Source organism: Embleya sp. NBC_00888 (genome assembly GCF_045207655.1).
Taxonomy (GTDB): Bacteria; Actinomycetota; Actinomycetes; order Streptomycetales; family Streptomycetaceae; genus Embleya.
Genome location: NZ_CP108785.1, coordinates 5,306,974 through 5,318,614, shown reverse-complemented (window position 1 = coordinate 5,318,614; position 11,641 = coordinate 5,306,974). Strand labels below are relative to the sequence as shown.

The 11,641-nt window shown below is 71.9% G+C and carries 9 protein-coding genes; 3 read left to right on the top strand and 6 right to left on the bottom strand.

The annotated features are described in order from the left end of the window. Positions 1-64 precede the first annotated feature (64 nt). Positions 65-1,246, top strand: coding sequence for a helix-turn-helix domain-containing protein (locus OG948_RS57660; RefSeq protein WP_331773063.1), 1,182 nt, complete (start codon positions 65-67; stop codon positions 1,244-1,246). On the opposite strand, the gene OG948_RS57655 is transcribed toward OG948_RS57660, so the two are convergent. The 6 genes from OG948_RS57655 to OG948_RS57630 form a co-directional block, all read right to left on the bottom strand. Continuing rightward, positions 1,239-1,838, bottom strand: a complete 600-nt coding sequence (locus tag OG948_RS57655; protein ID WP_331773062.1) for a TetR/AcrR family transcriptional regulator — start codon at positions 1,836-1,838, stop codon at positions 1,239-1,241. The two genes, OG948_RS57660 and OG948_RS57655, sit on opposite strands and share 8 nt — an antisense overlap. Beyond that, entirely contained in the window at positions 1,835-3,109 is a 1,275-nt protein-coding gene (locus OG948_RS57650) for a M24 family metallopeptidase (protein ID WP_331773061.1), read from the bottom strand. The genes OG948_RS57655 and OG948_RS57650 overlap by 4 nt, the downstream gene beginning before the upstream one ends. An 88-nt stretch (positions 3,110-3,197) precedes the next feature. Continuing rightward, positions 3,198-4,412 (bottom strand): SGNH/GDSL hydrolase family protein, encoded by a 1,215-nt coding sequence (locus OG948_RS57645; protein ID WP_406300936.1) that lies wholly within the window; start codon positions 4,410-4,412, stop codon positions 3,198-3,200. Further along, positions 4,409-7,237, bottom strand: a complete 2,829-nt coding sequence (locus OG948_RS57640; protein WP_331773059.1) for an ABC transporter permease subunit — start codon at positions 7,235-7,237, stop codon at positions 4,409-4,411. The genes OG948_RS57645 and OG948_RS57640 overlap by 4 nt, the downstream gene beginning before the upstream one ends. Further along, a complete protein-coding gene (locus OG948_RS57635) occupies positions 7,234-8,049 on the bottom strand; it encodes an ABC transporter ATP-binding protein (RefSeq protein WP_331773058.1) in 816 nt (271 codons plus the stop codon). The genes OG948_RS57640 and OG948_RS57635 overlap by 4 nt, the downstream gene beginning before the upstream one ends. Before the next feature lie 243 nt (positions 8,050-8,292). Then, positions 8,293-9,546, bottom strand: coding sequence for an ABC transporter substrate-binding protein (locus OG948_RS57630; protein WP_331773057.1), 1,254 nt, complete (start codon positions 9,544-9,546; stop codon positions 8,293-8,295). A gap of 160 nt (positions 9,547-9,706) precedes the next feature. Between OG948_RS57630 and OG948_RS57625 the strand changes: the two genes are divergently transcribed. After that, positions 9,707-10,513, top strand: coding sequence for an SDR family oxidoreductase (locus OG948_RS57625; RefSeq protein ID WP_331773056.1), 807 nt, complete (start codon positions 9,707-9,709; stop codon positions 10,511-10,513). Positions 10,514-11,041: 528 nt separating this feature from the next. Beyond that, positions 11,042-11,575 carry an ATP-binding protein gene (locus OG948_RS57620; RefSeq protein ID WP_331773055.1) on the top strand — a complete coding sequence of 178 codons (534 nt, stop codon included), beginning with the start codon at positions 11,042-11,044 and terminating at the stop codon, positions 11,573-11,575. Positions 11,576-11,641 lie beyond the last annotated feature (66 nt).

Here is an 11,641-nt window from a genome sequence, read left to right as displayed (position 1 = left end):
GGGACAGATCCGAGAAGATCCGACCGCTTGTTCGTGATTGTCACGAGCCCCTCGAGGAGTCGCCGTGCGGGATCGATCCGTGCTCGCGCCGGTCCTGGCCGACCTGCGGGGCGGCTTGGGGCCGTTCGCCGGGGAGGTGGCCGCGCAGATCCGCCGGGAGGTTCCGGGGTATGCCGGGATGACGCCCGCCGAGCACCTGCGCGGCGTCGAGGGCCAGCTCGCCGCCATCCTGGACGGGCTGGTCTCGCACCGGCTGCCGGCGGACACCGACGTCGCCCAGGCCCGCGCACTCGGCGCCCGCCGGGCCGAACTGGGGATCCCGCTGCAGGACGTCGTGAACGCGTACCACGTCGCCTACCCGGCCATCTGGCGCGAACTCGAAGCCCGCGCCGGCACGCCCACTCAGCAGCGTGCCCTGCTGGCGGAGGTCGAGTTCGTCTGGCGCTGGCTGCATCTGCTCAGTACCGCGGTGGCGGAGGCACACGTCGCGGAGACCACCAACCGCGCGACCGCCCGCGCAGCCTTGATGCGCCGGCTCGTCGAGGTCCTCGAACGCAGTCCGCTGGAGGCCTCGGCGGGAGCCCGGCTCCTCGGCCGGCTCGGGTTCGACCCTGCGGGCGGGTTCGTCGTGGCCTGCGTCGCGGGTCTGTCGGTGACCGAGACCGAGGCACTCGAGGCCGCCCTCGCGGGACCGGGCCGGCTCGTCCACGGCGTCCAGCAGGACGAGTACGCGGTGGTGGTCGCCCAGGGCTGGCCGGCCGCCGCGATCACCGACGCCCTGGCCGCCGGCTTCGGCGACCGGACCGGCGCCGCCGGCGTCGGCCGTGGCCGGGACGGCCTCGTCGGCGCGGCCGCGAGTCTGCTCGACGCCCGTGACGCGCTCGGCCGCTCCGCCCTGACCGGCCGGGTCACCGGATTCGACGCGGACTGGGCCGGCTGCGCGCTGGAAGGCGCCCGGCCGCGGCTGGAGCCTTTTGCCGCGAGGGCCGCGGAGGTGGTCGCGCGGAGCCCGCACATCGCCGAGACGGTCCGGGCGTTCGCGGCATCGGGCTTCGCGATCAGTGGCTGCGCGCGGAGACTGCAGATCCACCCGAACAGCGCCAAATACCGGCTGGAGCGCTGGCATCGGCTCACCGGTTGGGATCCGACGACCTACGCGGGGCTGCAGCAGTCGATGGTCGCGCTGGACTGCTGCGGCTTCGGCACGGGCGACGACCCGCCCGCGCCGAAGCCGCCGGTCAGCTGACGACCCCGGACGTGCGGTGGGCGCCGTACAACAGCACGACCGCATCCACGCTCGCCTCGACGAGCGAGTCGCGAAGGTCGTCGGCGGCGATCAGCCGCCGGTAGAGGAACGGACCCGAGACGAGATCGATCACCGTCGAGACGTCGGTGTCCGGCACCAACTCGCCGCGCTCGATCGCCCGCGAGATCGCACGTGCCAGGGAGCGTCGCCGCGGCCGTATGTGATGCTCGTTGAACAGGTCCCGGGCGACCGGGTCGCCGGCCATCGCGAAGTAGACGTCGGCGAAGAGCTCGGCGCTCGACGCGTGGTAGAGCGCACGCATCGCCTCCAGGCCGCAGCGGAGGTCACCCGCGAACGAGCCCGTGTCCGCGAAGACCTCCGCGTCGGTTCCGGCCGAGGTCATCGCCGCGACGACGAGCGCCGACTTCGACGGCCACCGCCGGTAGACGCTCTGCCGGCCGACCCCGGCGCGGCGGGCCACCTCGTCCATCGAGAAGCCCGCGTGTCCGCGCTCGGTCATGAGCTCGCGTCCGGCGCGGAGGATCGCGTCGTCGGCGCCGGAGCGCCGGGGCCGGCCGACGGCCGGGTTCACCAGTCCTCGCGCGGAGCCGTCAGATACTCCAGGCGGCCGTTGCGGAAGATGCCCGTGTCGCCCAGGATGCCGAACCGGTTCGTCGGCCGGTGCACCAGCGTCGGATGGATGACCACGGCCATCCCGTCCTCCACCGTCTTGGGGTTGTTCGGCATGAACTGGAGCGTCGTCTCCTGGAACTGGCCGTCGCGCCGGTCGCCCGGGTCCTTGCCGAGGTCGCCGGCGGACCAGTAGCCGATCCAGTGCCCGGACCGGGCGATCGGCTCGAAGTCGAAACGCTCGCAGGCGTCCAGGGTGATCCTCCACATCGCGTCGCCGGTGATCCCCTCGCGCAGGCGCTCGCGCATCACCTCCTGCACCGCCCGCAGCCCGTCGAGCAGGTGCCGCTGGGACGGCGTCGGCCGGTCGCCGACGACCCAGGTGCGACAGAACTGCACGTGCCAGCCGCGGTGCGAGACCGGCAGTTCGCCACCGATCAGGTCGCCCTCCCGGATCCGGGCATCCGGCAGCGTGTAACGGTCGTCGAAGGGCCACCACGGGGTACCCTCGCCGGACATCACGGAGAAGAGCGGGTAGGCGTTGCACTCCAGATCGATCAGCTTGTGCCACATCGCGGTGAACACCTCGGAGTAGAGGGCGCCCGGCTGGGCGGTCTCCATCAGCGTCCGCATCGTCGCCTCGGCGGCTCGCTGGCAGTAGGTCAGCTGGACCTCCTCGTACGCCGAGTTGATCGTGAGCGCCACGTCCTTGAGCACCGCGTCGGCCACCTCGAAGCTCGCCTGCGGCAGCGCCGTGCGGGTGGCGTCGATGCCCGGCCAGGTGCCGACGGTGCCGATCCGGCCACGCTCCAGGCCGGACTGCTTGAGCGCGGCCACGACATCCTCGTCGTACGAGGCGCCGAGAAGGCCGAAGAAGGTCCGCGCCTTCTCCTCGGCGGTCGTCGCGACCGTGCTGACGATGTTGGTGATCCAGGTGCGGTCGGCGGCCTTCGCCGCGACGCCGCCGCCGGGACCGGGCGAAACCACCAGGGTCACCTGTCCCTCGGCGGGGACGATGACGATGCTGTGGTACAGCGGCCACTTGAGGCCGAACCCGCTGAGGTAGGCGCTGTAGCGGAAGCCGTCCTCGAGGCCGTAGGGATGGTCGCCGACGACGACCGTGTCGAGACCGCGCTCGCGCATTCTCGCGCGGACGGCGGCGATGCGCCCCTCGTACTCCGCGACGTCCGCGGGCGTCATCGCGTGTGACGACTTGGTCAGCTCACCATGCATTCCTCTGAATCCTCTCCAAATTAACGATACGGTAGTTACGTATTGAAAGTCGGCCGATGCGGCTTCCCGGGATTCCGGGGACGGCGGCTCAGCCGGCCGCGAAGAGCCCGCCGGGACCGAAGACCCGGTCGGCGAAGCGCTCGCCCATCGACCGCTGGGTCTCGGCGTCCGGGTGGATCGCGTCCGGCAGAGGGTGTTCCTCGGCGTCCGCCTCGCCGTACAACTCGCGACCGTCGAGGTAGCCGATCAGCGGATCGGTGGCGGCGCGGCCGTCCACGATCCGGGCCAGTTCGTCGCGGATCACCGACAGGGTCAGCTTGCCCGCGGCGACCTCCGCCGGATCGCCGGCGGCGAGGAAGCCGATCCGCCCCTCGGCGAGACGGGCCATGTCCGGCACGCAGGGTCCGGGCGTCTCCTCGTGGATCGGGCACAGCACCGGGGAGACCACCAGCAGCGGGGTGGACGGATGGCCGTCCCGGATCAGGTCGAGGAACCCGTGCACGGCGGGCGTGAACGCGCGCAGTCGCATCAGGTCCGTGTTCACCAGGTTGATCCCGAGCTTCACGCTGATCACGTCGGCCGGGGTGTCCCGCATCGCGCGGGCCGTGAACGGGTCGAGCAGCGCACTTCCGCTGAACCCGAGGTTGACCGGATCGACACCGGCGCGGATCGCGGCTGTCGCGACCCACGTCCGCGTCGGGCTCGCGGAGACCGACCCGTGGCTGAGGGAGCTGCCGTGATGCAGCCAGACCCTGCGGCCGGACCCGGTCGGCGGGGCCACCGGCGCGTCGGTGCGGAGCGCGACCGGCTCGACCGCCTCGTTCCAGGGCAGCCAGATCTCGACCTCCTTCGCCCCGGGCGCCAGACCCTCGAAGCGCACCGTCCCGGTGGGCCCCTCGGTGAGGGTGGCCGCCCCGGTGGTCATGTCCATCGTCACCGTCCGGCCGCCCTCGACGGTCCCGGACGCGACCGGCCGGCGGTCGACGAGCAGGTCGTAGACACCCGCCGGCTGCGGCGGCGCGCCGACGTAGGCGAGCCGGGTCGCCAGCGCCTCCAGCTCGACCACGGTCGCGCTCGTGGAGAACGCCACCCGGACTCCGGAGGTCTGGCCCTCGGCCATCGTGAGCCGGGCGTCGGCCAGCGCCCGTGCGGACGGCGGTAGCCGGTGCGGCGTCACGCCGCCGCCCGCGCGCGGTTCGAGATCCGGGGCGCCGCGGACCAGGTCGGCGGTGACGGGGGTGCTGAGCAGTTCGGACACGGTTCTTCTCTCCGTCGTCGGTAGGGGCAAGTGTCGGATCGTCAGGTCGCGGCCGCCAGGTAGACGCCGGCGAGGTGGTCGACGTCGGTCTCGGTGGAGTCGCCGAACCAGACCACCGTGCCTCTCGTCATGCACGCGATCCTGTCCGCCACCCGGAGCGCGTTGTGCGCGTGCTCCTCGACCAGGAGCACCGCGGTGCCCTTGCCGCCGAGCTCCACGATGGCCTCCAGAACCAGCGCACCGACCAGCTGGGAGAGCCCGAGCGTCGGCTCGTCGGCGATGAGGACCCGCGGCGGTTCGACCAGCGCCGGCGCGAGGCTGAGCATCTGCTGCTCTCCCCCGGAGAGGAGGCCGGCCACCTGCTTGCGGCGTTCCCCCAGGATCGGGAATCGCTCGTACGCCGCCTCGACCCCGGCCGGATCGGCGAGCATCACCCGGAGGTTCTCCTCGACGGACAGGCCCGGGAAGATGCCCCGCGCCTCCGGCACCAGCATCAGCCCGTCCCGGGCGCGCAGATAGGTCGGCCGTTCGGAGACCGCGACACCGTCCAGCAGCACCCGGCCCTGGGTCGGCGTCAGCAGACCGGCCGCGACCGCGCAGAGCGTCGACTTGCCGGCGCCGTTCGGCCCGAGCAGCGCGGTGATGGTGCCGCCGTCGAGCCGAAGCCCGACGCCGTGCAGCACCTCGATGCCGCCGTAGCCGGCACGGACCTCCTCCACGCTCAGTGCCGCCGGGCCCGGGCCGTCGCCGGCCACCACCGTGAGCGCTCCCACCCGGTGCCCGGCCCGCGCCGGCGCCGGTGGCGTGAGTGCGGCCGCCTTGGCACGTCGCCTGGCGAGCTTGCCGTTGCCGACCAGGGAGAGGATGCCGTCCGGCTCCTGGGCCAGCTGGACCGCGCCGAGGCCGGTCAGGATGGGCAGCAGGTACGGCGAGTCCAGCAGTACGTTGACCGCGCTCCCCGACGAGCCGATCCCCGCGACGGCGTGGAAGAGCGCGCCGCCCCCGGCGCACGCCAGGCCGGCGAGCAACGCGCCGCCGGGCCGGCGCACGCCGAACAGCACCACCAGCGCGAGCCAGAAGAGGCTCGCCATCGGCGGTGCGGTCGCGTTGCTCACCTCGAAGCTGAACAGCCCGAGCAGCACGCCGCCGAGGCCGGCGATCGCCGCCGCCAGGCCGAAGACGAGCACCTTGGTCCGCTCGACCCGGACACCGGCGGCAGCGGCGGCGACCTCCGAGCTGCGCACGGCCAGCACCGCGCGGCCGGACGCCGAACGTCGGAACCCGTGCAGGCCGGCCGTGATCAGGCCGAAGAACCCGAGGAAGAGGAGGACCTGCTCGACCAGCCGGGAGCCGTCGAAGAACGGCTGCGCCCCGGGGGCCATCAGGTCGTTGATCTGGTTGAGGACGGGGACGTCCCAGGTGGGCCCGGTGATCGCCCAGCCCCCATCACCGTTGCCGATCCGCGGCAGCGGGAAGACCACGAGCGAGGCGACCAGCGCGATCGCCAGTGTGCCCAGGGCCAGGCCGATCCCGCCGAGGCGGGCGAGCGGGAGCGCCACCGCCATGCCGACCACGACCGAGACGACGACCGCCAGCGCCGCCGCGCCGAGGAAGCTCCACTCCCGGGAGAGCGCCCACCCGGCCGCGAAACCGCCGAGTGTCACGAACGACGCCTGCGCCAGGCTGACCATGCCACCGAGGCCGGTGACGACGACGAACGAGAGGAAGATGACCGCCATCGCCAGGCCCTGCGCGATCCACGTCTGGGTGTAGACGCTCGCCTGGAGCCCCCCGACCGGGATCCAGTGCATCGTGTAGGCGAGCAGGATCAGCGTCCAGATCGCCCACGGGAGCCGGCGCCGCAGCGGGGACAGCCCGGCACGATGGTCGGCCGGCGGCGCCTCCTCCGCGACGGTGCCGCCGCGCCGGGAGCGGTCCCGGCCGAAGAAGAGCAGCAGGATCAAGGTGAGGAGGAAGGGGACGGCCGCCTTCAGCCCGCTGAGGCTGCTGATCGCCTCGGGAAGCAGCCGGTCGCTGTAGCCGGCGATCCAGTTCTGCAGCACGCCCATCACCAGGCCGCCGACGAACCCGATCGGGATCGAGCGGAACCCTCCGAGCACGACCGCGGCCAGCGAGCCGAGCACGACCAGCGTGAAGACGCTCTCCTGCAGCGAGAAGAGCGGGGCCAGCAGCACCCCGCCGAGACCGGCCAGCACCATCGTCAGGATCCAGGCGATCGCGGAAGCGCGGCCGGCGTTCACGCCGCGGAGACCGGCGAGGCTCTCCCGGTCCACGACGGCCCGCATCCGCAGGCCCAGCCGCGTCCGCCGGATGACCACCCACAGGGCCAGCGCGCAGACCGCCGCGGCGACGAAGACGGCGAGTTGACCGGAGCCCAGCACGATCCCCGGGAACGGCTCGAAGAGCGTGGCCGGGAACGGACCGATCCCTGGGACCGGGGTGCCCTCGCGGACCGCGGAGTTGTCGGCGAGTCCGAGTCCGAACACGTTGCGCCCGACCGTCTCGCCGAGCCACATCATCAGGTTCGGCAACGCGATCAGCAGCCCGATCGTGCCGACCAGACGGGCGTAGAGAGGCGCGCCGGCGAGTCGGCGCAGCATGATCCGGTCGAGCAGCAGCCCGAGCAGCGGCGCGAAGACGAAGACGCTGATCATCGCGGCCGGGATCGGGTCCATCCCGAGGCCGGTGTGGAGCTGGTAGAAGACGTACGCCGTGGCGAACGCGATCGCGCCGTGGGCGAGGTTGAAGATACCGGAGGTGGTGTAGGTGAGGATCAGACCGGCGGCCATGATCGAGTAGATCGAGCCGGTGACCAGTCCGGAGACGGTCAGGTTGAGGAACTCTCTCATGCCGATTGTGCTCCGTCCTTCTTCGCGTCCTTCTCCCGCGCCCCGCCCAGGTACGCCGCCCGCACCGCCGGGTCGGCCTGGACCTCCTTCGGAGTGCCCTGCGCCAGGACGGCGCCCTGGCTGAGCACGACGATCCGGTCGCTGTGCCGCATCACGAAGCCGGTGTCGTGCTCGACCAGCAGCACCGAACATCCGTTCGTGGTGCGCAGGTCCTCGACGAGCGCGGCCAGGACCGCGGCCTCGCTCTCGTCCAGGCCGGAGGCGGGCTCGTCCAGGAGCAGCAGCCGCGGCGGCTCGGCGATCGCACGAGCCAACTCGACCATCCGCGCCACCCCGATCGGGAGAGAGGAGGCGAGTCGGTCGGCGTACCCGGCGAGGCCGCACCGGTCGAGCACGCCGGCGACCAGCGCCCGCCGTTCGCGCTCCCGTTTCCGGCGCAGGGGGAGCGAGAAGACGTCCCCGGCGAAGCCGCCTCCTCCTCCGCGGCAGTCGAGTGGGACCAGGACGTTGTCCTCGACGGTGAGCCAGCCGAAGGTCTGGACGCGCTGGAAGGTGCGCCGCACTCCGCGGTGGGCGCGGGTGGTCTCCGAGAGCCGGGTGACGTCCTCGCCGTCGAGGCGGACCGCGCCCTCGCTCGGCCGGCGGACGCCGGAGACGACGTCGAACAGGGTGGTCTTGCCGGCGCCGTTCGGGCCGATCAGGCCGACGGTCTCGCCGTGCCCGACGGTGAGGCTGACGCGGTCGAGCGCCTGGATGCCGCCGAAGCGGACGATGATCTCGTGCAGCTCGAGCAGGGGGCTGGTGCCGTCCAACGGGTACGCCTCACGGTGAGTGGTGAACGGGGGGCCGGGTCGGTCGCCGGGCGCGTTCCGCGCCCGGCGACGGACACGGGTTGGTGCCGTGGCGGCGACGTCTGCCCGTGAAGGAGCGGTGTCGGTGTGTGCGCTCGGCGTGCCGGCCGAAGGCCCTCGTATGGGACGGATTCGGGTCTTCGTCCGGTGCGGCGAGAGTGCGTGCCGGGCGTCGCGACGGGGCGAACGTTGCCTGTCACGGCACTATTTGTTGTGGAAGGTGTTGTCGAGACAGGTGAACTTCATGACGGTCTGCCACTGGGTGCCGTCGGACTCGAGCACCGAGCGGCAGCCGGTGGCCACCGCGGACGCCTCCGGGTAGTGGGTCGGCCCGACGAGCCCCTTGATCTCGAAGGTCATCTTCGACGCCTCCTCGCGGACCGCCTCCGGGGTGATCTTGTCCTTGCCCTTCTCGGCGACGGCCTTGAGCGCGTCGATGAACATCGAGGCGCTGAAGTAGCCGGAGATGACGCCGATGTCGATCGCCTGGTCGGATTTGACGGCCCTGACGTCGGCGCGCATCCGGTCGGCCGCCGGGGTGGAGTCGTTCGGGTTCGCCCACGCGATCGGGGTGAGGCTGCCGGCCATCGGCTTGACGAGCGCGTCGGACCACAGGCTGTGCGCGTACAGGCCCTTGAAGCCGCCGGCCTTGAGCAGTGCGTAGATCTGCACGCAGTCGGGACCCAGGTAGCACTGGATGACGTCGGGTGCGCTGCCGCCGTCGGACTTGAGGAGCTGCTGGATGTACGGGGTGTAGTCGGAGACGGGCGGCGGGGGCACCATGGCCTTGGAGAAGACGACGTCGAACCCGGCGCCGGCCAGTTCGGTCCCGCCGTACTTGGTCGTGATCCGGCCCGCCTCGACGTCGTAGCTGAACAGCGCGATACTCGGCGACTTCTTGCCGGTCTTCTCGGTGGCGTACGCGCGCAGCAGACCGAAGGCGTTGGGCAGCTTCTCGGGATTGGGTGGGGTCAGGCACCCGGAGTAGCCGAATCCCCAGAGGTCGGTCGACGGCTTGTCGGCGCAGTAGCTGGGCTCCAGGCCGATGCCGAAGTAGGGCACCTTCTGCTGGGCGAAGTACTGGACCGGATTGGTCTGGGAGACGTCGCCGACGATCGCGAAGACCTTGTCCGAGGTGACCAGGCGGCGGGCCTCGGACAGCGAGGTCGCCGGGTTGGCCTGGTCGTCGACGAACTTGGTGTAGTCGATGGTGAGGCCGGGGATCTCCTTCTCGGCGTTGAACCGCTCGATCCGGGCCTTGGCGCCGATCTCGGCGCTGCCCATGTTGGCCTTCACTCCCATCCCGGCCACGGTGACGGTCTTGCCGTCGTAGCCGCGGGCCGAACCGGAGGCCGCCCCGCCGTTGTCGGGGGAGCCGCAGCCGGCGATGAGCGCAATGGCGACGATCGCGGCCACCATGACCGGCCGGCGCGCACTGGTCGAGCTGATGATCTTCACTTCTTGCCTTCCTCTAGAAGGGCGAGACAGGCCACAGCTCCCACCACCGAGAAGGGTGACTGTCGAGTTGCGATACGGTATTCTCGTATCGTAATCACGTCAACGGTCTGCGCCGTGAAGAATCGGCGTCGCCCGTCGCCAGGTCGCCGGAGGGATTCGGATGAACGTGTTGGAGGGCCGTCGCGCCCTGATCACCGGTGGTGCCTCCGGCATCGGCCGCGCCACCGTGCGCCTGCTGGCGGCCGAGGGCGCCAAGGTCGCGATCGCGGACATCGACGAGAGCGCGGGCCTCGAGACCGCTGCCGAGGTCGGCGGCACCTTCGTGCGGATGGACGTGGCCGACCCCGCCCAGGTCACCGCGGGCTTTGCGCAGGCGGCCACCTCGCTGGGCGGGCTCGACATCGTCCACCTCAACGCCGGCGCCGGCACCGCCGAGGCGGACATCGCCGCGATCACCGACGAGCAGTACCGGCGCGCGGTCGGGATCAACGTCGACCAGGTCGTCTACGGCGTCCGTGAGGCGGTCCGGCTGATGGAGCCGGACCGAGGGGGATCGATCCTCGCCACCTCCGGGCTGGCCGGGCTGTTCCCGTACGTGCAGGACCCCGTCTACTGCATGGCCAAGCACGCGGTCGTCGGCCTGGTGCGCGGCCTCGGCCCGACCCTGGCCGCACGCGGCATCACCGTCAACGCGATCTGCCCGGGCATGGTCGAGACGCCACTGATGGGCGCCGAGGCGACCGCCTTCCTCTCCGCGGCGGGCTTCCCGCTGCTCAAACCGGCAGAGATCGCCGCTGCCGCACTGGCCGCGATCACCTCCGGCGGCAGCGGCGAGTGCTGGATCTGCCGGCCCGGCATGCCGGCCCGCCCACTCGGCGCCGACCTCGGCCTGGCGGACGTCGAGGAGCACGTGAACCGGATGATGGCGGTTCTCGCCAGTCCGGAGTTCCCCTACCCGAAGAGCTGAGCCCCATGGATCCGGTCACCGAGCCCGCCATCAGGCGTCGTCCCTCGACTGCACCAGGGACGAGGCCAAGCTGCCGAACCTCCCGGCCCACCCGGTCGACCGGCCCCGGGCGAGCCCGGACCTCCTCGGCCGGACGGGCCCGCGCGCCGCTGCAGGCCCCCTCGTCGCCGCGCTCGACGGCTCGCTCGTCGGCGTCCGGTCGGAAGCCGTACGACATCGCCGCCCAGGGCGAACAGGTCGTCGCCGCACTCGACAGGAAGCCCGTCCCCAAGAGCATCTCCACCGACCTCGTCGCCGTCACCAAGGACGAGGTCGACCGACCCGACGCGAACACGCGCCTCGACAAGGGCGCTTGCCGACGTCCAACCGAACCCCGCCCGGACCGCACCGACTCGCCGCGAGCCGGTGCTTCCCGGGGGCGACGAACCGCGCATGGTCCCGCGGGCCGTTCCGCGTCCCGGCGCCGCACACAGCGACCAAGACAACTCGGGGAGCCACTCGTCAACGCTCTGTACCTCGGAGACCAACGTGAACCCCCACAGCACCACCTCCGCCTCGCCGGGCGGGAACGCGTTCGTCGAACTCGTCCCCCGGCCACTCGCCCCACCGTCCGACCCGCCCACCGCCCCGTTCGGTCCGCCGCTCGCCGAGTTGACGGTGGCGGCCGACACCCGCCTGGCACGCGACGTCCGTGCCTTCACCCGCGAGCACCTGGTCCGCATGGCGGCCGACCGTGACACCGTCGCCGATGCCGTCCTGCTCACCTGCGAGCTGTACGCGAACGCCCTCCAACACGCTCCCGACGGCGCGGTGGTCCTGCGCGTCCTCCACGACAGGCCCAGCAGCACTTTCACCGTGTCCGTCGACGACACCAGCCGCGTCCCGCCGGCAGCCGCCGACTGCAGATCGGCACGCCTCCAGGAGTCCGGGCGCGGACTGGCCCTCGTCGCCGACCTGGCCCTCGCGTGGGGATGGCACCCCATCGACACCGGGAAACGCGTGTGGTTCTCGATGAGCATCGTCCCCATCGCGCAGGACTCCGAGGAGTCGTCGTGTGCGTGAGGACACCAGGTTCGACACCACGGGCACCATCCTGTGCGGTTGGCCGTACTTGCCGACGCCCCGCCG